The organism is Vibrio sp. T9 (assembly GCF_003123985.1).
Taxonomy (GTDB): Bacteria; Pseudomonadota; Gammaproteobacteria; order Enterobacterales; family Vibrionaceae; genus Vibrio; species Vibrio diabolicus.
In genome coordinates this window covers 617,049-640,765 of sequence record NZ_NIGY01000001.1, presented here as the reverse complement: position 1 = coordinate 640,765, position 23,717 = coordinate 617,049, and the positions used below count along the sequence as shown (strand labels likewise).

General features: G+C 43.2%; 21 protein-coding genes and 1 riboswitch. Of the genes, 10 read left to right on the top strand and 11 right to left on the bottom strand.

What is annotated here, in order from left to right; genetic code table 11:
* Positions 1 to 73: 73 nt before the first annotated feature.
* Positions 74 to 751 carry a DUF2057 family protein gene (locus CBX98_RS02870; protein WP_104972064.1) on the top strand — a complete coding sequence of 226 codons (678 nt, stop codon included), beginning with the start codon at positions 74 to 76 and terminating at the stop codon, positions 749 to 751.
* 98 nt (positions 752 to 849) lie between these two features.
* Here the strand turns inward: CBX98_RS02870 and CBX98_RS02865 are convergent, their stop codons facing one another.
* Positions 850 to 1,551: a pseudouridine synthase gene (locus tag CBX98_RS02865; protein ID WP_109168524.1), complete on the bottom strand. Its 702-nt coding sequence runs from the start codon at positions 1,549 to 1,551 to the stop codon at positions 850 to 852.
* 311 nt (positions 1,552 to 1,862) lie between these two features.
* Here CBX98_RS02865 and CBX98_RS02860 point away from each other — a divergent pair, with 311 nt between their 5' ends.
* Positions 1,863 to 4,088, top strand: a complete 2,226-nt coding sequence (locus tag CBX98_RS02860) for an NADP-dependent isocitrate dehydrogenase (RefSeq protein WP_053807162.1) — start codon at positions 1,863 to 1,865, stop codon at positions 4,086 to 4,088.
* A gap of 187 nt (positions 4,089 to 4,275) precedes the next feature.
* Here CBX98_RS02860 and cspD read toward each other — a convergent pair whose 3' ends face one another.
* Positions 4,276 to 4,494 carry a cold shock domain-containing protein CspD gene (gene cspD / locus CBX98_RS02855; protein WP_005378407.1) on the bottom strand — a complete coding sequence of 73 codons (219 nt, stop codon included), beginning with the start codon at positions 4,492 to 4,494 and terminating at the stop codon, positions 4,276 to 4,278.
* 704 nt (positions 4,495 to 5,198) lie between these two features.
* Between cspD and clpS the strand changes: the two genes are divergently transcribed.
* Both clpS and clpA read left to right on the top strand, forming a co-directional pair.
* Positions 5,199 to 5,519, top strand: coding sequence for an ATP-dependent Clp protease adapter ClpS (gene clpS, locus CBX98_RS02850; RefSeq protein ID WP_031780157.1), 321 nt, complete (start codon positions 5,199 to 5,201; stop codon positions 5,517 to 5,519).
* A 50-nt stretch (positions 5,520 to 5,569) separates the two neighbouring features.
* Complete coding sequence (clpA, locus tag CBX98_RS02845; protein ID WP_005390700.1) at positions 5,570 to 7,837, top strand: ATP-dependent Clp protease ATP-binding subunit ClpA; 2,268 nt, start codon at positions 5,570 to 5,572, stop codon at positions 7,835 to 7,837.
* Between the two features lie 135 nt (positions 7,838 to 7,972).
* Here clpA and infA read toward each other — a convergent pair whose 3' ends face one another.
* The 3 genes from infA to aat form a co-directional block, all read right to left on the bottom strand.
* Positions 7,973 to 8,191, bottom strand: a complete 219-nt coding sequence (infA, locus tag CBX98_RS02840) for a translation initiation factor IF-1 (protein ID WP_001040192.1) — start codon at positions 8,189 to 8,191, stop codon at positions 7,973 to 7,975.
* 81 nt (positions 8,192 to 8,272) lie between these two features.
* Complete coding sequence (locus CBX98_RS02835; RefSeq protein WP_109168523.1) at positions 8,273 to 8,974, bottom strand: arginyltransferase; 702 nt, start codon at positions 8,972 to 8,974, stop codon at positions 8,273 to 8,275.
* On the bottom strand, positions 8,971 to 9,678 hold the full coding sequence (gene aat / locus CBX98_RS02830) for a leucyl/phenylalanyl-tRNA--protein transferase (RefSeq protein WP_048626183.1): 708 nt from the start codon (positions 9,676 to 9,678) through the stop codon (positions 8,971 to 8,973). The genes CBX98_RS02835 and aat overlap by 4 nt, the downstream gene beginning before the upstream one ends.
* 39 nt (positions 9,679 to 9,717) lie before the next feature.
* Here aat and CBX98_RS02825 point away from each other — a divergent pair, with 39 nt between their 5' ends.
* A complete protein-coding gene (locus CBX98_RS02825) occupies positions 9,718 to 10,194 on the top strand; it encodes a glycine zipper 2TM domain-containing protein (protein WP_085343563.1) in 477 nt (158 codons plus the stop codon).
* A gap of 290 nt (positions 10,195 to 10,484) precedes the next feature.
* A complete protein-coding gene (gene aroA / locus CBX98_RS02820; protein WP_046874732.1) occupies positions 10,485 to 11,765 on the top strand; it encodes a 3-phosphoshikimate 1-carboxyvinyltransferase in 1,281 nt (426 codons plus the stop codon).
* Between the two features lie 63 nt (positions 11,766 to 11,828).
* On the opposite strand, the gene CBX98_RS02815 is transcribed toward aroA, so the two are convergent.
* Positions 11,829 to 12,077 (bottom strand): YciN family protein, encoded by a 249-nt coding sequence (locus CBX98_RS02815; protein ID WP_005387884.1) that lies wholly within the window; start codon positions 12,075 to 12,077, stop codon positions 11,829 to 11,831.
* Positions 12,078 to 12,514: 437 nt separating this feature from the next.
* Here CBX98_RS02815 and topA point away from each other — a divergent pair, with 437 nt between their 5' ends.
* The 4 genes from topA (at position 12,515) to CBX98_RS02795 (ending at position 19,334) form a co-directional block, all read left to right on the top strand.
* Positions 12,515 to 15,145 carry a type I DNA topoisomerase gene (gene topA, locus CBX98_RS02810; RefSeq protein WP_109168522.1) on the top strand — a complete coding sequence of 877 codons (2,631 nt, stop codon included), beginning with the start codon at positions 12,515 to 12,517 and terminating at the stop codon, positions 15,143 to 15,145.
* Positions 15,146 to 15,755: 610 nt separating this feature from the next.
* The gene (gene glgC / locus CBX98_RS02805) at positions 15,756 to 16,973 is read left to right on the top strand and encodes a glucose-1-phosphate adenylyltransferase (protein ID WP_048626184.1); all 1,218 of its coding nucleotides are present in this window, start codon (positions 15,756 to 15,758) and stop codon (positions 16,971 to 16,973) included.
* Positions 16,963 to 18,420: a glycogen synthase GlgA gene (glgA, locus tag CBX98_RS02800; protein WP_109168521.1), complete on the top strand. Its 1,458-nt coding sequence runs from the start codon at positions 16,963 to 16,965 to the stop codon at positions 18,418 to 18,420. The genes glgC and glgA overlap by 11 nt, the downstream gene beginning before the upstream one ends.
* Positions 18,421 to 18,530: 110 nt before the next feature.
* On the top strand, positions 18,531 to 19,334 hold the full coding sequence (locus tag CBX98_RS02795; protein WP_006742124.1) for an alpha/beta hydrolase: 804 nt from the start codon (positions 18,531 to 18,533) through the stop codon (positions 19,332 to 19,334).
* Positions 19,335 to 19,371: 37 nt separating this feature from the next.
* Here CBX98_RS02795 and CBX98_RS02790 read toward each other — a convergent pair whose 3' ends face one another.
* From CBX98_RS02790 to torD, 5 genes are all read right to left on the bottom strand, one after another.
* On the bottom strand, positions 19,372 to 19,692 hold the full coding sequence (locus CBX98_RS02790) for a hypothetical protein (RefSeq protein WP_005390719.1): 321 nt from the start codon (positions 19,690 to 19,692) through the stop codon (positions 19,372 to 19,374).
* A gap of 20 nt (positions 19,693 to 19,712) precedes the next feature.
* Positions 19,713 to 20,399: a TVP38/TMEM64 family protein gene (locus CBX98_RS02785; RefSeq protein ID WP_046874737.1), complete on the bottom strand. Its 687-nt coding sequence runs from the start codon at positions 20,397 to 20,399 to the stop codon at positions 19,713 to 19,715.
* 115 nt (positions 20,400 to 20,514) lie between these two features.
* On the bottom strand, positions 20,515 to 21,105 hold the full coding sequence (locus tag CBX98_RS02780; RefSeq protein WP_005390721.1) for a TfoX/Sxy family DNA transformation protein: 591 nt from the start codon (positions 21,103 to 21,105) through the stop codon (positions 20,515 to 20,517).
* Positions 21,106 to 21,221: 116 nt separating this feature from the next.
* A riboswitch (cyclic di-GMP riboswitch) is annotated at positions 21,222 to 21,311 on the bottom strand.
* A 285-nt stretch (positions 21,312 to 21,596) separates the two neighbouring features.
* Positions 21,597 to 22,601 (bottom strand): HTH-type transcriptional repressor PurR, encoded by a 1,005-nt coding sequence (purR, locus tag CBX98_RS02775; protein ID WP_053807169.1) that lies wholly within the window; start codon positions 22,599 to 22,601, stop codon positions 21,597 to 21,599.
* 465 nt (positions 22,602 to 23,066) lie between these two features.
* Complete coding sequence (torD, locus tag CBX98_RS02770) at positions 23,067 to 23,714, bottom strand: molecular chaperone TorD (protein ID WP_006742122.1); 648 nt, start codon at positions 23,712 to 23,714, stop codon at positions 23,067 to 23,069.
* Between the last annotated feature and the right edge of the window lie 3 nt (positions 23,715 to 23,717).

Genomic DNA, 23,717 nt, shown 5'->3' with positions numbered 1-23,717 from the left:
ATACCCAGTTTGATATTGTAAGACCCAGCTATATGCTGGGTCTTTTACTATGAAGATAAGGATGAAAAACTCTATGCAGTTATCATTAAAAGTGGCAATGGCGTTGTCTATTCTTGCCAGTACAAACCTTTATGCTGCAACGACTTTAGTGGTTCCAGAAGACGTGAAGTTACTCGCCGTCAATATGGAGAAGCCAAAACTTGAGGGGGGACTTTTCTCTAGTGAGAAGACAATTGAGATCCCCGACGGAACTAACCAAATTGTCTTCAAATATCAACCTGCTTTTGAAACAAACGAAAACCTTAAGACAGTTTACAGTGACGTGATCATCGCTAAGTTTGATGTTGAAAATGAAAAACTAAAGTTTGAACTACCAGAGTTTAAAACTCTTCGTCAAGCGCAAAACAACATCTCACCTTTAGATTGGCAACTTCTGGACACCAAAGGTCAACCTATTGCTTTGGTCGAAGATGTATTAGAGTCAGATGGTGTTCAGATTGGTCGTAATTACCCTCAAGAATCTCGTAACTACAATATTGCAGGAGGTATCGCGAGTGTTGCCGTTAGTTATGTAACTGTGAACCAGCATCAGCAATCAGTAAGCGATATTGAGCCTCGAGTTGAGACTAGCGATACCCGAACAATAACAGTGCCTGAAGACAGTCCAATGGTTGATGTATTAAAGACGATGTACAATAAAGCGTCTCCAGCGGAAAAAGAGGCATTTAAAAACTGGCTAGCTGAGCAGTAATCCCTCAATTTGTTAGATAGGGTTTGACGGAAGAAGTTGAAACGCTTCCAAGAATCTAAAAAGCAGGCTTTAAGCCTGCTTTTATCTTTTCTGCCGTATTAGAGAGAGATTTCTCTCCATTCACCAGGCATCAGGTCGTTAAGGACGATATCACCCATCGAATGACGGATGAGGCGCAAAGTAGGGAAGCCAATGTGTGCAGTCATGCGACGCACCTGGCGATTTCTTCCCTCGATAATGGTAATGGCTAGCCACGTTGTTGGGATATTTGCCCGAAAACGAACAGGAGGGGTTCTATCCCAGACTTGTGGTTCTGGAATCACTTCAACTTCGGCTGGTAGGGTCATACCATCTTTTAGCGCTACTCCCTTTCTCAATTTTTCAAGATCTTGCTCTAGAGGAGCGCCATCGACTTGAACCCAATAAGTCTTCGGGGATTTTGACTTTGGCTGCGTGAGCTTCGCCTGCAAGATGCCATCGTTAGTGAGCACCATCAAACCTTCGCTGTCTCGGTCCAATCGGCCAGCCGCATAGACATCTTTGATTGGGATATAGTCCGCTAACGTTTTGCGACCATCACCATCGGTAAATTGACTGAGCGTGTCGTAAGGCTTGTTGAATATAATGACTTTACGGTCTTTTGGATCCACTTTTGGCTTTTGGTTTCTTGCTGAGCGAACAGGGCGACGGTTTGTTTGAGTACGAGTCTTTGAGCTATTGCGAGCTCCTGAGTGTTTAAATCGGCCCGTTTGGGATTGATTGCGACCGCGACCTTTTTCATGACCTGTACGAGATGACATGTTAACTACCCTGCAAAAATGTAAATGAACTGTGTTTGAAAGTTTTAAGTTTTCTCATGATCGGATATGATTTGCGCGCCTAAAACTAACAAACGCGCACAGAATGATAGACTAATTCGTGTTATTTGTTTAATTATATCAGTGCACTCATGGATTCAGAGCCCAGAGCTTCAAACTACAACAAAGAGTGCGAACCGCATGTGGCGTTAGTGAGGAGACATGTACTGCTAACGTGCAGCAATGCGTCAATTAAACCAACTCAGACGCTGAGTTGATCAGCCAACAAGTTGATTAAAAAATAGGGAAATTTCATGCCTACAGAAAAACCTACAATTATCTACACCATCACTGATGAAGCGCCGGCGCTAGCAACTTATTCATTACTACCAATCATTCAATCATTCACAGCATCGTCTGGCATCAATGTAGATACTCGTGATATTTCACTAGCGGGTCGAATTATCGCTAACTTCCCAGAGCATCTAAAAGAAGAACAGCGCATTGGCGATGCGTTGACAGAGCTTGGTGAACTAGCTCAAACACCAGAAGCAAATATCATCAAGCTACCTAACATTTCAGCTTCAGTTCCTCAGCTTAAAGCGGCGATTAAAGAGCTTCAGGCGAAAGGTTACGATTTACCAAACTACCCAGAAGAACCGAGCACGTACGAAGAGAAAGCGATTAAAGCGGCTTACGACAAAATCAAAGGTAGTGCGGTTAACCCAGTACTTCGTGAAGGTAACTCAGACCGTCGTGCTCCAACTTCGGTTAAGAACTACGCGAAGAAAAATCCACATTCAATGGGTGCGTGGTCATCAGAGTCTAAGTCTCATGTCGCGAGCATGTCAGATAACGACTTCTTTGGGAGCGAAAAGTCGACAACCATCTCTGGCGCAACAGAGGTCAAAATCGAGTTCGTCGGTAATGACGGTACAGTTAAAGAGCTTAAGCCGGCTTTCCCATTACTAGATAAAGAAGTCATTGACACTTCAGTGATGAAGAAGAAGGCGCTGGTTGAATTTTTCGAGAAAGAGATTGCTGAAGCGAAAGCACAAGACGTGCTGTTGTCTCTTCATATGAAAGCGACGATGATGAAGGTTTCTGACCCAGTCATTTTCGGCCATGCAGTGAAAGTTTACTACAAAGACGTTTTCGATAAATATGGTAAGCTGTTTGAAGAACTGGGCGTTGATGTAAACAATGGCATTGGTGATGTCTACTCGAAAATTGAGTCTCTACCTGAAGCGCAAAAAGCAGAAATTGAAGCGGCCATTCAAGCGGTTTACCAAACTCAACCAGAACTTGCGATGGTTGACTCTGATCGTGGTATCACAAACTTACATGTACCAAGCGACATTATTGTAGACGCTTCTATGCCAGCAATGCTTCGCTCTTCTGGTCAAATGTGGGGACCAGATGGTAAACAAAAAGACACCAAAGCGATGATACCAGATCGTAGCTACGCAGGTATTTACCAAGCGGTGATTGATTTCTGTAAAGAGCACGGCGCATTTGACCCGACCACTATGGGTAGCGTGCCTAACGTTGGCTTAATGGCTCAAAAGGCAGAAGAATATGGTTCTCACGACAAGACGTTCATTCTAGATGCTGCGGGTACCGTTCGCGTTGTTGATACTGCGGGTAACGTATTGTTAGAGCAAGCGGTTGAAGAAGGCGATATCTTCCGTATGTGTCAGGTGAAGGACGCACCAATCCAAGATTGGGTTAAACTAGCAGTGACTCGCGCACGTGCAACAGGTGTTCCAGCCGTATTCTGGCTAGACGAAAACCGTGCGCACGATGCTGAACTCATTAAGAAAGTAAATACCTACTTACCAGAGCACGATACTGACGGTCTAGAGATTAAGATCCTATCTCCTGTTGATGCTTGTAAGTACTCGCTAGAGCGTATGAAAGCGGGTCTGGATACTATCTCTGTAACGGGTAACGTTCTTCGTGACTACCTAACAGACTTGTTCCCAATTTTAGAGTTAGGCACGTCAGCTAAGATGCTATCTATCGTTCCACTGATGAATGGCGGTGGTCTATTTGAAACAGGTGCTGGTGGTTCTGCTCCTAAGCATGTTCAACAAGTAGAAAAAGAGAATCACCTTCGTTGGGATTCTTTAGGTGAGTTCTTAGCACTAGCTGCATCCCTAGAACATCTAAGTGTGGTGGCAAACAACCCGAAAGCGCAAGTTTTGGCGGATACGCTAGACAAAGCGACTGGTGAGTTTTTAGATACCAACAAGTCTCCGTCACGTAAAGTGGGCGAATTAGATAACCGCGGTAGTCATTTCTATCTCGCACTTTACTGGGCGAAAGCACTTGCCGAGCAAACAGACGATGCTGATCTCGCTGCTGAGTTTGCACCGATTGCGAAAGCGTTGTCAGAGCATGAAGAAAAAATCGTCGCTGAGCTAAACAACGCACAGGGTGTGAAAGGAGAACTGGGCGGTTACTACCTGCTAGACGATGCATTGGTTTCTAAGTTGATGCGCCCAAGCGAAACCTTTAACGCGATCATTAACAAGTAAAATAGATGAAAAGAGCACGTCGCTTTCGGCGTGTTTCTTCTTTTATCAATACTTTGTATGTGGTCTATCTGTATTTCATAAGCTACAAATAGTAAGAAACCCGCTATCTTGGCGGGTTTATTTTTCTCTTCAGAACATCAAAATGACGTTTCGAGAGCAATATTTTTATTTTTCGACAGCGCTCTAATTATTTGGCTTGACCTTCAAGAGGCACGACGCTACTCGCGTGACAGCCTTTGGGACCTTTTTCAATCTCGTATGAGACTTGTTGGCCTGCTTTCAGTGTACGATAACCGTCCATCTGGATAGTTGAGTAGTGGGCAAAGATATCTCCCTCTTCTTCATCTGAACAAATAAACCCAAATCCTTTGGCATTGTTAAACCACTTTACTGTACCTGTAGCCATGCTTTTACATCCCTCATGCATTTTTTACTGAGTTGTTACAACAACCAAGTTATACCTTTAACCTGGTACTACTATTGTCAGCGAACGCTAACAAACATCTAGTCAATGAGAAATCACATTCACCAAGCTGCTTAAAAACAAATGGATTCAAAATGACGATTTATGCATCAACACTTTCCACTGTAGTCAATGAATCCCGACAGTCAATAGCATTAAGCAACAAACAGAAACATAATTGAAAACAAATCACTTTTGAGATTAACAAATTTGCAAACAGTTTTTCGTATATACGCGGAAGTTTGGTCAATTAGCCTGCAAAGTAGTATTCACTGGAAAAACCATACTGTTCGTGTTGCTTATGATAGATGAATCCTCTAACTGAATAAAAAATGAAGTTTTCGTGATAATTACCCCATTCTCAGTTAGGAAGTGTGATCTCGATAGAATACTGAGAGATGTTTCGCAATAGCTCGGAGGGGGTAAAAAGAAAGTTATTTTATAAGTAAAAATGTGTAACTTATCGACAAGCATCTTTTATTTGCGCCCCCTCAAGACCTGCATTAGTCTCTATATTAGGTAGCAACTTTTATCGATCAAAGATCGAATTCGGTGCCATATCTCACTACACCGCGCTGCACGCTTGTGGTAGATTGTTTTTATAGGTCGAAAACATCAACCCTTTGATACGATATCTTTGAATTGCCATGAGTAAAAATTTTGAATGGGTCACTCCGGACTCTGATCTTCTGGAGCGAGAAAGTACGAAAGTTCAGCCACCTAAGCTGTACAATGTTGTACTAAATAATGATGACTATACACCTATGGATTTCGTCATAGAGGTACTTGAGCGATTCTTTTCACATGACATTGATAAAGCGACTCAGATCATGCTCAAGATTCACTATGAAGGAAAGGCAATCTGTGGCACATACAGTGCAGAAATTGCCGAAACAAAAGTAGCGCAAGTTACGATGTACGCAAGGGAAAATGAACATCCGCTACTTTGCACTATGGAGCAAGCGTAAACAAAGAAGACTTGCTCGAACAACCCAAGTTGTTTTTTCGGGAGGTACTTATGCTAAATAAAGAACTAGAGTCAAGCCTTAACGGTGCATTTGCTCGGGCGCGAGATAAACGCCACGAGTTTATGACTGTCGAACACCTCCTACTTGCATTATTGGAAAATGATGCAGCTAAGGAAGCCCTTTTAGCTTGTAAAGCGGATCTTGACGCTTTACGTAACGAACTCGATATATTCATCGATCAAACTACGCCTCTTATCCCAGACAGTGATGAGACGCGTGAAACCCAGCCGACTTTGAGTTTTCAACGTGTGCTACAACGCGCCGTCTTTCATGTACAGTCGTCTGGCCGCAACGAAGTAACAGGTGCAAACGTGCTTGTGGCGATCTTCAGTGAGCAAGAGTCGCATGCCGCCTACCTACTGAAGAAAAACGACATCTCCCGATTAGATATTGTTAACTTTATCTCCCATGGTATTACTAAAGCGTCAGGTGCAAGCGAAGACCCATCATCAGATTCGTTCAGTTCAGAGAGTGTCGAAGAGCCGAATTCTGAAGAACGTTTGGAAAGCTTTGCGACTAACCTTAATCAGGTCGCTAAAGATGGCAATATCGATCCACTGATTGGTCGCGATAAAGAGCTAGAGCGCACTATTCAAGTACTTTGCCGCCGCCGCAAGAATAACCCATTATTAGTGGGTGAAGCCGGGGTAGGTAAAACAGCCATCGCAGAAGGTCTTGCTTGGCGAATTGTAGAAGGGCAGGTCCCGGAAGTTATTCAAAACAGCGTGATTTACTCATTGGATATTGGTTCTCTATTGGCTGGTACTAAGTACCGTGGTGATTTTGAAAAACGCTTCAAGGCGATTTTGAAACAGCTTGAAAAAGAAGAAGATGCAATTTTGTTCATCGATGAGATACACACAATCATCGGTGCGGGTGCGGCTTCTGGTGGTCAAGTTGATGCCGCAAACCTTATCAAACCTCTACTAAGTAGCGGTAAGTTGCGTTGTATCGGCTCGACTACATACCAAGAATACAGCAACATTTTCGAGAAAGAGCGTGCGTTGTCCCGTCGCTTCCAAAAGATTGACGTTGTAGAACCTTCTCTGGATGACACAACTAAAATCTTGATGGGCTTGAAGCCGAAGTACGAAGCACATCATGAAGTACGTTACACCAATAAAGCACTGCGTGCCGCGGTAGAACTTTCGGCGAAATACATCAATGAACGTCATTTACCAGATAAAGCCATTGATGTCATTGATGAAGCTGGCGCTCGCAGTCGTCTTGCTCCTGCAAGCCGCCGTAAGAAAACGGTTGGTGTTGCCGATATCGAAGCGATGGTTGCCAAGATGGCACGAATCCCAGAGAAGTCGGTTTCTTCTTCAGATAAAGACATCTTGAAGAACCTAGATAGCAAGATGAAGATGTTGGTATTTGGTCAAGATAATGCGATTGATGCATTATCCGAAGCGATCAAGCTGACACGTGCAGGTTTGGGCGTGGATAACAAACCAGTTGGTTCATTCTTGTTTGCTGGCCCTACTGGGGTGGGTAAAACAGAGGTGACGGTGCAGCTATCTAAGCTTCTAGGGATCGAGCTACTTCGTTTTGATATGTCGGAATATGGTGAGCGTCACTCCGTGAGTCGCTTAATTGGTGCACCTCCTGGTTATGTCGGTTACGACCAAGGTGGCTTGCTAACAGACGCTGTTATCAAGCACCCACATTCAGTCGTATTACTCGATGAGATTGAGAAAGCGCATCCAGATATCTTTAATTTGCTATTGCAAGTGATGGATAATGGTACGCTAACGGACAACAACGGTCGTAAAGCAGACTTCCGTAATGTCATCCTCGTTATGACAACCAACGCGGGTGTGGCTGAAACTGAGAAGAAATCAATTGGTTTGATTCAGCAAGACAACAGTCACGATGCGATGGCGGAAATTAAGAAGGTATTCACTCCTGAGTTCCGTAACCGTCTTGATAACATTATCTGGTTTAACAGCCTTGATGAAAGCGTTATCCATCAAGTTGTTGATAAGTTTATTGTTGAACTGCAGGTGCAACTTGATGCTCGTGGCGTATCAATGGAGGTATCGCAAGATGCACGCCATTGGTTAGCGAATAAAGGTTATGATAAGGCGATGGGTGCTCGCCCAATGGGACGTGTTATCCAAGAGCAACTTAAGAAACCTTTGGCTAATGAATTGTTGTTTGGCTCTCTAGTCGACGGCGGCACTGTGAAAGTAACGCTAGTAAACGACACACTTAAATTTGAATATTTGAGTGAGAAAGAGGCTGCGATGCATTAATTGCTCCGTAGGGAAGTAAAAGCGCACGATTTTATCGTGCGCTTTTTGTTTGTCTGAATCTACTCGGAAGTAAAAATCATGCAATAAAAAACGGAGCAGTTTGCTCCGTTTTTTATTGCATCCGAAAATCAGAGATTAACGAGCGCGGAAGACGATGCGGCCTTTTGACAGGTCGTATGGAGTCATCTCTACAGTTACTTTGTCACCCGTTAGGATACGGATGTAGTTCTTACGCATCTTGCCAGAGATGTGAGCAGTCACAACGTGACCGTTTTCAAGTTCAACACGGAACATAGTGTTTGGTAGAGTGTCAAGGACTGTGCCTTGCATCTCGATTACGTCTTCTTTAGCCATTTAATCCTCTTTAGAAATTAGGCAATATTAGCGGGCTATATTCTGCCGCTAAATAGTAATTATGTAAAGTTGAGGCGTATTCTACCCTCGCCAACGCTGATTTACTAGCCTTTGGTGGCGTTGAAAGCGTGTTTTGTAGCTCATTGCTGGGCACTCATCAATCTGATAACCCAAATAAAGCCACTGTTGTTTGTTTTCTTGGCAGTATTTTATTTGATAAAGCACTGCCAAAGTGCCAAGAGATAACGGGTAGTCAGGGTCAAAAAAAGTATAAAATGCACTCGAACATTGAGTCATTACATCCGTTACCGCAATGGCGAGTAATTGATTTGACTCATCGTAAATATGCAAAAATGAAGTGGTCAACCAGCTGGTTTGGGCAAACCGATAAAATTCATCACGCTTTGGTGGGTACATAGTGCCGTTTTTGTGTCGTTTGGCAATGTAACGACTGTAAAGCGCAAACCATTCCTCATCCATTTCGGGTTTCATTTCCCAACGTAAAGGCTGTGCTTTACTGAGCAGCCTCTTCTGGCTTTTTGATAGCGTCACATCCGGAATCGAGACTCGAATTGGCTGGCAAGCATTACAATGCTCACAGTGCGGTTTATATATGGTATCTCCGCTACGACGAAAGCCGTTGGCCATCAGCAGTTGATAGTTTTCTTCAGTATGCAGCCCTGCATCAAGTGCTACCGCCACACGCTCTTGCCGTTCAGGCAAGTAACTGCAAGGGTGATTATTCGTTAATCCAATTCGAATATGTTGTATATCCGTACTCATACTGAATCCTGCAAAACTTGGGGCTTATAGGTATCAAATAGTGTTTGTTTTTCTCTTAAAGATAGTAGTTTTTGCATAAACTCGTTACGCTCTAGTTCAAATGCGCCAAGTGATGCCAAGTGCGAGTTCATAACCTGACAATCGATTAATTGACCTTGCTTTGACGCCAAATGGTTGCATAAGTACCACAATGCAATTTTAGATGCGTTATCTTTTAGGCTAAACATCGACTCTCCGCAAAAAAGTTGACCAACGCAGATGCCATATAGTCCCCCAATGAGCTCGTTGTCATGCCATACTTCTACAGAGTGACAGTGACCAAGTTTAGCTAACTCAATGTAAGACGCTTGCATTTCCTCGTTGAGCCAAGTTTCCTCTGCAGGACGTGTTGATGAACATAGTCTAATCACTTCTTCTGTCGCGAAATTGAGCGTTACTTTATAGTTATGTTTACGCTGAAATTTTTTGAGACTTTTAGACGGTTTAAACGCTAAGGGATCAAAAACAGCGCGTGGGGAAGGGCTCCACCATAGAATCGGTTCTCCAGGACCATACCAAGGGAAAATGCCTTGATAGTAACCATTGAGGATTCTCATGGGATCTAAGTCACCGCCAAAAGCAAGCAAACCATTGGGATCGCTGAGTGCTTTATACGGAGAGGGAAAGTTGAACGTATCATCGAGTTCAGTTAAATAAATAGCCATAAGAAGTCGTTACCAACATTGGAGTCAGAGGAGTTTATGATGACCTGGTTAAGAAATATCGTAAAAGTATGGCTTGGGATCATACTGTTTTTACCACTTGTCGCCAACGCAGCCTATGAAAGAAATGTTGCCAAGCCGGTAAATGAAGTGGTGTATGGGAAGATTGACTCTGTCCGTTATATTACTCAGCAAGAGGTCGTTCAATCGAAAAATAATGGTTGGAAAACGCTACTTGGTGCCACAATAGGCGGTTTAGTCGGCAATCAATTTGGTGGTGGTACTGGACGAGAAGTTGCGACGGCAGTTGGTGCACTTGCAGGTGCAGCGGTTGCACAAAATCAAAGTAATTACCAATACACGGTTGAATATAAGTTAGTTGAGCTACTCATCAAAGTGAAGGGCGACAAGCTGATTAATGTTATCCAAGATGTTGATAAAAATATGCTATTTAGTCGAGGGGATGAAGTTCGTATCTTATATTTTGATGATGGAGTCAGGGTTGATATCGCTTATTAATCCTACGTTATTTTAACCTAAGGTAGCCTAACCAGGCATGCACAGTAGGGCTGGCTTATCGTCAAATAAAGTCGAAATAGCTTGCTGTTTCGTCGCGCCTCTTTCGCTCTTATTTACATCGCTGGCAATGCCTTTAATTCTGCATCTTTAGGCTACTTGAGTATATTCATAAATTAGCGCCGATTTGCTCTGGTTTTGTCGTGTTTTTTTGGGTAGTCTGAATTCACGAAGAATTGTTTAGCTCTCATAAAAAATCGTATGTTGAGGGCACAAAGGATTATCAACTTTTAATGGAAAGCCTAACGTTACAACCTATCAATAAAATTCAAGGGGAAGTGAATCTTCCTGGCTCTAAAAGCGTTTCTAATCGAGCTCTTTTACTTGCTGCTCTTGCTAAAGGCAGAACTCGCCTTACTAACCTCCTCGACAGTGATGATATCCGTCATATGCTGAATGCGCTGACTAAACTCGGCGTTCAATACCAACTTTCCGAAGATAAAACAGAATGTCTCGTTGAAGGCCTTGGGCGTCCGTTTTCTGTCTCAGAACCGGTAGAGTTATTTCTCGGTAATGCTGGCACTGCGATGCGACCATTAGCTGCGGCTCTTTGTCTTGGAGAAGGGGAGTATGTACTGACGGGCGAACCTCGTATGAAAGAGCGTCCAATTGGTCACCTTGTCACGGCACTGAAAGATGCTGGTGCGAACGTTGAGTACATGGAAAACGAGAACTTTCCGCCTCTCAAAATAGTCGGTACTGGCCTAAAAGCAGGTACAGTTTCTATCGATGGATCCATTTCAAGTCAGTTCTTGACCGCTTTCTTAATGTCTGCGCCATTGGCTGAAGGTGAAATTCGCATCAACATCGAAGGCGAGTTGGTTTCTAAGCCTTATATCGATATCACCCTGCATATCATGAAGCAGTTTGGGGTCGATGTGATCAACAACGACTATCAAGAGTTTGTGATTCCTGCCGGTCAGCAATACATCGCTCCAGGTGATTTCTTGGTTGAAGGTGACGCGTCTTCTGCTTCTTACTTCTTGGCGGCGGCAGCCATCAAAGGCGGAGAAGTTAAAGTCACGGGTATCGGTAAAAACAGCATTCAAGGTGATATTCAATTTGCTGATGCGCTTGAAAAAATGGGTGCAGAAATTGAATGGGGTGATGACTACGTAATTTCACGTGTTGGTCAATTGAAAGGCATCGATATGGATTACAACCATATCCCTGATGCTGCAATGACCATCGCGACAACAGCGCTATTTGCCGAAGGCACTACTGCTATTCGTAACGTTTATAACTGGCGTGTAAAAGAAACAGACCGTTTGTCAGCTATGGCGACGGAATTACGTAAAGTGGGTGCGGAAGTGGAAGAAGGGGAAGACTACATCATTGTCAAACCTGTCTCTCAGTTAAAGCATGCTGCGATTGATACTTACGATGATCATCGAATGGCGATGTGTTTTTCGCTGGTGGCACTTAGTGATACGCCTGTGACGATTAACGATCCAAAGTGTACGTCGAAAACGTTCCCTGACTACTTCGACAAACTTAAGGCTTTAAGCTGCTAAATATTCTGACCTGAAACAGGAAAGCCAGAGTGAATAACACTCTGGCTTTTTTGTTTTCCGCTACTATTTAACCAGCGTAAATTCCTTGGAAAGGTGATGCGCTAAGTATTTGAACATATTGAATACTGCAGTCGTATTTGAAGTTGGTAAACCTTTGTCATCAAGGAAGTATTCACCTTTAAAAACTAAAACACCTTCTTTTTCTTCTACGCTTGTTGCTCGCATCCCTTCGATGTAATCATCGTGTTCTTGGATGATTTGGTTAGCGATCAAAAGAAGGTCGAACTCTTCGATAAACGTTCTATCAGACATACTTTTTCTACCATTCATTTCAGTTGAGAACGCTGAGTATACCTACAACTAAAATGGGTTTGCATGATTAATTCAGTCAATCGTTCACTTAGCCTAAACAGATCAATTTTTAGAGTGTAAGTATGATTAGTTGGAGGATATGGAAGAGCCACTGAACGAAACTATTTTGTGATGGGTAACAAAATTTATTGCATTGGATTAGCGGATGCTAAGTTTGCCTGTTTAGATATGCCGCTCAATACCTTTCAGAACCCTGTCTCTTTGAAGTATAAAGACGATGAATTGTCAACCAATCGGATCTGAATTTCAAAAAAGCAGTTGATCTTCTTTTCATCTCGCACAATAGTAAAAAAAGAAGCAATGAAATAGAACATTATGCGGGTGGCCTTTAAAGAGGGTTTCTACCCGCATTATTATGAAGGACGTTAGAGTCAGTTATGGGTAAATCACTCGTTATAGTGGAGTCACCAGCCAAGGCAAAGACGATAAATAAGTATCTTGGTAAAGACTTTATTGTTAAGTCTAGTGTTGGTCATGTGCGTGATCTGCCTACGGCCGGTCAAAGCACTGGTGAGAAAAAAGCCGCAGCCATCTCAACAAAAGGGATGAGTCCGGAAGAGAAAGCGCGCGTTAAAAAAGAGAAAGACCGCAAAGCGTTGATCAAAAAAATGGGGATTAACCCATATCATGACTGGGAAGCGAATTACCAAATCCTTCCAGGCAAAGAAAAAGTTGTCAACGAACTACAAAAACTCGCCAAAGACGCAGATTGCGTTTATCTCGCAACCGACTTGGACCGCGAAGGGGAAGCAATCGCATGGCACCTTCGTGAGATCATCGGTGGCGATGAAGAGCGATACAAACGTGTAGTTTTTAACGAAATTACGAAAAACGCGATCCAACAAGCTTTCCAGACACCTGGAGAGCTGAACATGGATGGTGTTAATGCCCAACAAGCGCGTCGCTTCATGGACCGTGTCGTTGGTTTTATGGTTTCACCTTTACTTTGGAAGAAAGTGGCTCGTGGTTTATCTGCTGGTCGAGTGCAGTCTGTTGCGGTGAAACTATTAGTTGAGCGTGAGCGTGAGATTAACGCGTTTGTACCAGAAGAATTCTGGGATATTCATGCGAATACGAAAACGAAAGACAAAGCGGACTTTAAACTACTTGTTGCTCAGAAAGATGGTTCTGCGTTTAAGCCAGTTAATGAGGCAGAAACCAAAGCAGCGATGTCTGTGCTTGAGAATGCAAGTTACGAAGTATGTAAGCGTGAAGATCGCCCGACGAAGAGCAAGCCTTCAGCACCTTACATCACCTCTACGCTTCAACAGGCAGCGAGTACACGTCTTGGCTACGGCGTGAAAAAGACCATGATGCTAGCTCAGCGCCTCTATGAGGCCGGTTACATCACTTATATGCGTACGGACTCGACTAACCTAAGTGCCGAGGCTGTGGACGCTGTACGTGACTTTATTGGTTCTGAGTTTGGTGATAAGTACTTACCAGCGAAACCGCTGACGTATGGCAGTAAAGAAGGGGCACAGGAAGCGCACGAAGCGATCCGTCCTTCAAATGTGGGTGTTAAAGCGGAAGACCTGCAAGGTGTCGATGCTGATGCGCACAAACTTTACGCTTTGATTTGGAATCAGTTTGTCGCGTGTCAAATGACGCCAGCAGAATACGATTCAACAACCATCAGTGTAAAAGCGGCAGAATACACGCTTAAAGCGAAAGGCCGTATCCTTAAATTTGACGGCTGGACTCGTGTACAACGTCCAATGGGCAAAAACGAGGATACAATCCTTCCTGCGGTACAACTTGGCGATAAGCTAAGCTTAGAGTCACTTGACCCTAAACAGCACTTTACAAAGCCACCTGCGCGCTACACTGAAGCAGCACTGGTTAAAGAGCTGGAGAAACGAGGCATTGGTCGTCCGTCGACTTACGCATCGATCATTTCTACGATTCAAGATCGTGGTTACGTGAAAGTTGATCAGCGCCGTTTCTACGCTGAAAAAATGGGTGAAATTGTTACTGACCGCCTTGATGACAGCTTTAACGATTTGATGAACTACGACTTTACTGCGCGTATGGAACAGAAATTGGACCAAATCGCTGAAGGTGAAGTGAACTGGAAAGCTGTGTTAGACAGCTTCTTTGCTGATTTTACTGGCGATCTTGAAAAAGCGGAGCTGGATGAGTCAGAAGGCGGTATGAAGTTAAACCACATCGTCATGACGGATATCGAGTGTCCGACGTGTAGCCGTCCAATGGGTATCCGTACTGCTTCGACAGGTGTGTTCTTAGGCTGTTCTGGTTACGCGTTACCACCAAAAGAGCGTTGTAAGACAACCATCAACTTGGGTGACGAAGAAGGTATTATTAACGTTTTAGAAGAAGACGTTGAAACGGCCGCGCTTCGTGCTAAAAAGCGTTGTCCGATCTGTGAAACGGCGATGGATGCGTACCTGATTGATGACAAGCGTAAGATGCATGTTTGTGGTAATAACCCGAACTGTGAAGGCTACCTTGTTGAATACGGTGAGTTCAAAGTCAAAGGCTATGATGGTCCAGTTGTTGAATGTGACAAATGTGGCTCTGATATGGTGCTTAAGAACGGTCGCTTTGGTAAATACATGGACTGTACGAGTGAAACGTGTAAGAACACTCGTAAGATTCTGAAGAATGGCGAAGTCGCGCCACCGAAAGAAGATCCTGTTCATTTCCCCGAGTTGCCTTGTGAAAACTCAGATGCGTATTTCGTACTTCGTGATGGTGCTTCAGGTCTATTTATGGCGGCAAGCAACTTCCCGAAATCGCGCGAGACACGTGCTCCTTTGGTTGCTGAACTGGCACGTTTTGAAGAGCGTTTGCCTGAGAAGTTCAAATACCTAGCGACAGCGCCGCAAGAAGATCCTGATGGTCGTCCTGCAGTCGTACGCTTTAGTCGCAAAACAAAAGAGAACTACGTTCGTTCGGAAGAGAACGGCAAACCATCTGGTTGGACGGCGCTCTTTGTTGAAGGTAAGTGGGAAGTCACAGATAAGCGTAAAAAAGCGAAAGCATAAAAATTCACCATTAAAGTAATGTAAAAAGGCAGCGATATCGCTGCCTTTTTTGCGTAGGGGCCGACAGTTTTCTCCTGCGCATTCTTCCTCTAATCGACCTTTCCTCACTTTAACAAGCACCATTGTCGCTAGAAAACACCAGAGTCACGATTTATTAGTAGCGAACGTATTTTTTATGTAAAAAACATTCGTCGTAACTTTCATTTTGCGTTCATATATTTGTTATATATTAAGCTCAAAAAGTCGGTCGTGTAGTGAATCCGTTCGTAAATTGTTTTCATAATGTAATCGTTTGCTTTTGCATGTGTGATCTAGATATCGTCTTGAGTAAGCAAGAACTGTATGGAACACAGAATGGCGTATTAAAAATTGTAATTTAGAACCTGCTTAGATAATTTATTACAAAAATTAGTGCAACTGTGTGCATTTTGCGTCGAAAAATAAGAAAAGAGTGGACGTTGCATACTGGAAGTGCCGTAGCTTTTTTATCGTGTTGTAAGAGTTCAAAGAAACTCCTGATACGGTTACTAAATGTATTCGCTTGACTCCCCGAGTATGACTCATTCAAGCGAGTACCAAATCCAAGCTATAACGATATGGAGAACAACAAATGGCTGGTGTTTTGGGAATGATTCTTGCTGGCGGTGAAGGCTCTCGTTTGAGACCTTTAACAGAATCTCGTAGTAAACCTTCGGTACCGTTTGGTGGTAGCTATCGATTGATCGATTTTGCTCTAAACAATTTTGTAAATGCGGATTTAATGCGCATTTACGTCCTCACCCAATTTAAATCTCAATCTTTGTTCCATCATTTAAAAAAGGGCTGGAACATTAATGGCATCACTGACCGCTTTATCGATCCTATTCCTGCTCAAATGCGCACTGGTAAGCGTTGGTACGAAGGAACGGCAGACGCGATCTATCAAAACCTCCGTTTTATGGAACTAGAGGAACCGGATCAAGTTTGTATTTTTGGTTCTGACCATATCTATAAGATGGATATTAAACAAATGCTGAACTTCCACTCAGAGAAACAGGCTTCTCTCACGGTATCTGCATTGCGTATGCCACTAAAAGAGGCGTCGCAATTTGGTGTTATCGAAGTGGACAGTGAAGGTCGCATGATAGGTTTTGAAGAGAAACCAGCAAACCCGAAGTCGATTCCTGGCGATCCTGATTACGCTTTAGTTTCAATGGGTAACTACGTTTTTGAAGCTCAGGTGTTATTCTCTGAGTTGGTTGAAGATGCGGATAATGAAGCTTCATCACATGATTTTGGGAAGGACATTATTCCTAAGATGTTCCCTCGAGGTGACGTGTTCGTGTATGACTTCAGTACTAACAAAATCAGCGGTGAAAGAGAAGAGGTGTACTGGCGTGACGTGGGAACCATTGATGCGTACTGGGAAGCGCACATGGATCTGCTAGAAAAAGACGCACCGTTTTCACTATATAACCGTAAATGGCCGCTGCATACTTATTATCCTCCACTGCCGCCAGCGACATTTACAGACTCTGATAATGGCCGTGTTCAGATCATCGACAGTTTGGTATGTAATGGCAGTTACGTCAGAGGCTCAAGAATAGAAAAGTCGGTGCTTGGGTTCCGCAGTAATATTGCATCTGCTTGCGATATCAGCGAATGTATCCTTCTTGGTGACGTGAAAATTGGCGAAGGCTGTGTTTTACGTCGTGTGATTGTCGATAAGGATGCCGATATTGCTCCTGGTACTCAGATTGGTGTGAATCTTCAAGAAGATAAAAAACACTTCCACGTGTCTGAGGAGGGCATTGTTGTTATTCCGAAAGGAGCTCGTGTTGGCTACTAACAACTTATCTATTCTGTTTGTAGCTTCTGAGGTCGAAGGTCTCATTAAAAGTGGTGGCTTGGCAGACGTTGCCAAGGCACTACCGGAAGCCCTTCAAAACCTACAGCAAGACGTAAGAATTACCATCCCTGCGTACAGTAGTATTGATAAACTCGCTGACGCAGAAGTTGTATTAGAAACAGAACTAACATCATGGCCGCATACGGAGTATCGAGTTCTGCGGCTCATGCTAGGTCAAAATCCTGTTTATCTGATTGATTGTCAGCCGTATTTCAATCGACCATCGATGTATGCGGAGAACAACCAAGCGTATACCGATAACGGTGAGCGCTTTGCGTTTTTTAGTGCAGCATGCCTCGACATGTTACCCAAGCTCGCCTTTCAACCTAATATCATACACGCGAACGATTGGCACACAGGTCTTGTTCCATTTTTGCTCAAGCACAGGTATAGCAATGATCCGTTTTTTGCTCATACTAAAAGCGTCATTTCAATTCACAATGCGGTCTTTAAAGGCGTATTTAGTTATGAAGACGTGCAGTGCTTGCCAGAGTTTCATTGTCGAAACGTTCCCGATGCTGCGGTGAGTGCAACGCATATTACTATGCTCAAAGCTGGTGTAATGAATGCCGATAAGATAAACGCGGTCAGCCCTACGTACGCAGAGGAACTCAAAACAGAGCTTGGCAGTCATGGAATGGCTTGGGAGTTTCAGCAACGCGCGCAGGACTTAGTTGGTATTTTGAACGGTTGTGATTACAGTGCTTGGAACCCGGAAACGGATACTTACTTGCCAGTTAATTACTGCGCTGACCAACAAAGTATGACGCAAGGCAAGAAAGCGTGTAAACAAGCATTACAACTGCGGCTAAATTTGCCTGAAAAAGATGTAGCCATGTTCGGTATGGTTTGTCGGTTGACCCAGCAAAAAGGTGTGCATTACTTGTTGCCTGCTTTGGCCGATTTTTTGAAGCACGATGTTCAACTAGTTGTCGTTGGGACCGGAGACCCTGTACTAGCCGCTCAGCTAGAAGAGGTTGCTGCACAGTTTTCTAGTAAATTTGTCTTCGTAGAAGCTTATGATAATGAACTTGCGCATATCGTTGAAGCGGGTTCTGATTTCTTTCTGATGCCTTCTGAGTTTGAGCCGTGTGGTTTGAATCAAATCTATAGTATGGCTTACGGTACATTGCCGATAGTACGTGGTGTCGGTGGTCTAAAAGACAGCGTCAACGATTATGATGTGAACCCTTCTGAAGCGACGGGGTTTGTTTTTTTCGAACCGACACCGCAGGCATTGTTGTTAACGATGCTAAGGGCACTGTTGCTCTATGCTCAAAACGAACCTGAAGTGAATAAAGTACAGTTGCACGCGATGCAACAAGATTTTTGTTGGCAAAAGGCCGCAGAAGCTTATTTGCAACTTTACAATTCGGCGTTAAATTGACTTAAAATTGTAACGAAAGGCACCGAATGAGGTGCCTTTATTATCTTGAGTAAGGGGAGTGTGGTAGGATGGCTTTTTACTCAATAGCACGACCTTTTTGATACTTGAATATGACCCAGCCGCTACTTTTTCATAAAACCTATTTGCACCCTACTAGTCATGAGTGGGTTGTATTTGTGCATGGTGCTGGCGGTAGCTCTTCTATCTGGTTCAAGCAAATCAAAGCTTACAAGCAACATTTTAACTTATTGCTGATCGATTTAAGAGGTCATGGAAAGTCAAATCAGTTACTTAAAGAGCTCATTGCCAGCCGTTATACCTTTACGGAAGTTACCCAAGATATTTTGAAAGTATTGGACCATTTAAAGATCCAATCCGCTCATTTTGTCGGTATGTCACTTGGTACCATTATTGTTCGAAACCTTGCTGAATTATCAGCAGAGCGCGTGCGTTCAATGGTACTCGGTGGTGCTGTCACAAGGCTCAATACTCGTTCTCAAATATTGGTTAAATTAGGTAATTTTTGTAAGCACATTCTGCCGTACATGTGGCTCTACAAACTTTTTGCGTACATTGTTATGCCACAGAGAAGCCAGCGAGAGTCTCGCCATCTTTTTATTCGTGAGGCCAAGAAGCTTTGCCAAAAAGAATTTAAACGTTGGTTTATTCTTGCTGCTGATGTAAATCCTTTAATGAAGTATTTTAAAGATCGAGAGTTACCCATTCCCACACTCTATTTAATGGGCGACAGAGATTACATGTTTATTAAGCCTGTTAAAGAAATGGTTGCGGCGCATAAGCTTAGTGTTTTACGAGAGATCCCCAACTGTGGTCATGTCTGTAATGTTGAGCGGCCTGAAGATTTCAATCAACATTCCATCGAATTTATTAAGCAGCAAACGGTTTCTGCTTAGCGCTGAATAAATCGATTGAGTAGGAGTAGGGGAGTTATTAAGGCTCCCCTATTTGATGTCCACATTGCCAACAAGCACCAAACTGCCCCTCGTTTACCTCATGGCACTTCGGGCACTGCCAATCTTGATACTCATTTCCATCGGATTGTTTGCGGTAGGCTTGTACTATTCCTTCTGCTTTTACTTGTTGTTTGGCGTCAAAAAGCCAGACATAAGGATCGGTATCATCACTAAACGGCAGCTCTCCTTTTAAACCGAAAATACCTTCTCCGCGGACTTCACAGTAGACTTGCTCGGTTTTCAATAATTCGCACACGATATGCGCTTCTGCTGGGTTTTTAGCAATGAATATTTTCATTAAACACGTCCACTTACTAATTATGAGTTTTGCTGACTCGGTGTTGGCCTTACTTTATTCATAACCCATTTAGTGATGATTGGAAACAGCCCCAGTAACGCAAAAGAGGCCAATACCGCAGGTGAAATAATGCCTGACAGGCTTTCAATTGTTGCTAACTGAGTACCGGCGTTTAAGTAAACTGCAGTGCCTGGCAACATACCTACTTGGCTAGTAAGGTAAAATCGACCTACAGACATTGGCGTTAAGCCCATCAACAAGTTGATAAGAAAGAAAGGGAATACCGGAATGAGACGCAAGGAAAATAGATAAAATGCACCGTCTTTTTCGACACCTTGGTTAATTGCGATTAACTTATTGCCAAACTTGTTTTGTACCCAGTCACGCAGCAAATATCGGCTGCTTAAAAATGCTAGTGTTGCACCCATAGTACTGGCGAAAGAAACCAGTAATAAGCTCGTCCAAAAACCAAATAGAGCCGCACCAAGTAATGTAACCACAGCTGCCCCAGGAATAGAAAAAGCGGTAATTGCAATGTAGGCAAAAAAGTAAATAGCTGCCGAAAAAACAAAGTTCTGATCGATGTATGTGGTCAGCGCTTCTTGTTGTGCTTTTGCATTTTCCAACGTTAAATACTGACTAAAGTTAACGCCTAAAAAGATAATGATCGCGACCAGGATTAGGCCTAATATCAGTTTCTTATTCATATTTATGATTCCAATTTGGGATATATGTAATAAGACAGAAGGAAAGTCGAAAAAATTTCACAAAAAAACCGCAGATTAGACTGCGGTTTTACAAGATAGTTTTTAAGGCCGACTTTTATTGGAGGCCATTCATCAACTCATCTCGGCGAGCTTGAGGTACAACGCTCCAATGAGTACCGTTAATAGCCCCTTCTAGTGCCCATAACAGTTCAATGTTGACGGTTGCAGAGTGCGTATCTCTTATCGCTTTATAAGCGTTAAGTGCACCTTCCTCTTCCAGTTTTTCTACTGACTCAATGCCTGCTTTTTTCAGCATGCGTTCAGTCGCCAGTCGTAAGTTAGGCAAATCTTTCAAGCGATTAGGCTTTGTAGTTGCTTGCTGTTCTTTTTCAAGCTTTGCCTTTTTCAACGATTGGTTAGCTACTTCGATTAAGCGTTCGCTAGACTCCCATAAATCGTTGGAAATTGCGTAGTACTTAGTAACGACTGGGAAGCCACGTTTCTTATAAACGTAAGGCTTTAGCCCTTGTTTCTCGAAGTCAGATGAAGTTTGTTGGTCTGCTCTTATATGAAGCTGATTATTTACAACTAGTGCAAACATTGTTTCATCAGCGAATAGTCCGAAGCCACCAAACATTGAGCGCGACTTGATATTACCAAGTGCCTCAAATAGCTTCATAGAGTCTTTGAGTATCGGTTTATCCATGTTTTGTTATCTCGGTGTAATTAATATTACGCCACCAAAAGTCAGGTCCGAGAGAGTAGCAAACATGCGCAAAAGCAATGTCATTACAGGGTAAAGTCATCGCTTGCACACTTGCCATCGGTAACCCCGCTACCTTCCATATAGTACTATGGTTCAGGCCGGAGGCTTTGCGTCCCACCCTTTCGAATGGTTTGCCCTGTGCGTGACAGAATGAGCATACTTCGTATATTGAATTAACATCACGTTTTACCCGTAAAAGTGTGATTCTGGTTCAATAAAAAGTGTCGACAAGCGCATATTTGTGCATATTTAAGAATAAGGCGGGATGATCTCGAGGTTGTGAAGGTGTGTGATTTACCTACATATAAAACAGAGACTTAGAGATTCGAGATTTTTTGTCTAACAAACCTAAGTCAGGGGAAAGTTATTTAGAGATAAAAAATAAGCGCCCTTTTAGAGCGCTTATTTGACATCGTTATATTTGGCGAATTTTAGTTCATTTTCTTCACGGTGTTTCGAATTACAAGCTCAGGTTGCATTTCGAAAATTCGCTTTTCGTGTTCTTTATCTTTGATTCGCTCAAGTAGGATCTCGAACGCATTTTTACCCACACGACGTTTAGGTTGGTGGATAGTTGTTAACGGTGGAGAGAAGTATTCCGCAAGCTCGATGTTGTCGTAGCCGATCACTGAAATATCATCAGGAACTTTGATACCGTTTTGTTGTAGGCGGCTCATTAGGCCCAGAGCCATTGTGTCGTTAAAACAGAATACCGCTGTCGGACGTTTGTCCATTGCTGTAATTTTATCTGCGACTAATACGGCCGTATCACATTCAAAGTTACCTTCAAGGATCCAGTCTTCATTTACAGCTAGGTTTGCTTCGCTCATCGCGCGACGGAAACCTGCAATGCGCTCTTGGCAAGCAAGTTTTTCAAAATGACCGCTTAGACAAGCAATATCAGTATGGCCATTGTCGATCAGATGTTTGGTTGCGATGTAGCCACCTTCTTCTGAGTTATCCATGATCTTGTCCGCTTGTGAGCTTTCTGGACCCCAATCCATGACCACTTTAGGAATGTCGGCATGACGGTCAAGCATCTCTTTAAGCTCTTCGGTTAAGTCAGAACACATCACTAGGATGCCATCAACACGTTTTTCAGCCAGCATACGGATGTAATCGCGTTGTTTTTCGTAAATCCCACCGGTATTACACAGAATCAGAGTGTAGCCTTGGCGGTAACAGTAGCTCTCAACCCCGTCAATCACTTCTGAGAAGAATAGGTTGGTTGACTGCGTTACTAACATGCCAATCGTACGAGTTGAGTTGCACTTTAGGCTGCGTGCAACCGCACTTGGCGCGTAATTCAACTCGTCCACGGCTTTCATTACTTTTTCTTGCGTTGCTTCTGCAACGAAACGCGTTTTATTGATAACGTGCGAAACTGTCGTAGTGGAAACGCCGGCTAAGCGAGCAACGTCTTTTATAGTGGCCATAAATGGTGTCCTGTATCGAGCTACTGAAATATGTCGTGTGGATGTACCTGATGCTCTAATGGTTTACACCCAGCAATCTAAGGTTGGCGCTAAGTGTTTCGGCAGCGGTTGGTCCAAGTACGACAAAAGGGTACGTAGCAGCATCGGTCGATGAATTTTATCTTTTTTCTATCTGATGAGAAATTGCCATCAACCTGTTAAAAAACACAAAAACCGCTATATTTCAGCGGTTTACAGATAAATCATATTTAATCGTTTGCGCTCACATTTTAGCCCTATGTGGACTGACTAGCAATGTTTTCAGCAAGAGATTTGTGTATTTGAAGTCACATTTTGACTGCTAAATAACCAAGCGTCTTTGAGCTAAGTTAAGGCAAACGAATAATATACCCAACTTACTTACATTCAGTTATTTCAGGTATACAGGAAGCCCGATAGGCGGGCTCCTTAAAAAATAGGCGGCAATTATTCCCCAAGAAGGTAAGCGCTGTCTAGTTTACAAAATGCAACTAATAGTTTCGCGACGCTCGAGTAGAACCCAAATTCGTCAAATTGTTTACATTTGTCTGCAAACTGAGGTAGCCAAGACATCAACTGTTGCTGGATAAAGTCGTTTTGTTTAACGAAGGCTTCTTCCATGTGTTTTTCTTGCTCAAGTTCGTTTGAGCGGATAATCATGTTGCCGAGAAAGTCGAGTTCAACGGCTAAGTGGTCCGCAGGCTCTTTTAGATTTTCATCTACTTGAACGCCAAATTCTGCCATCAACTTTTCCATTTCCTCGGCTGGCTTGTCATTCAGCAAACCTGATTCACCGATGTACATCGATGCGTAAGGAAGAGCGCCGTATTTTTCTGTCTTCAAAAACAGTTCACAAAAGTCAGCAGCAAGCTCCAATTGAGCGTCTTCACGATCTTGCAATCGGTTTAGTGCATCAACGAGGCTATCAACGGCTGGTTTCAGCGACTCATTTTCACCTAAACCTGCTAGAAAACTGCGAATTTCAACACTGTGGTAGGCTTCCAGCTCTTTCTCTGTTAGCTCTTTTGCGAACAAGCTCGAAAACCACCAGTAAATTTCAGCGCGTTTTTCATTAAAAGCTTTCACTTCTTGCATTTT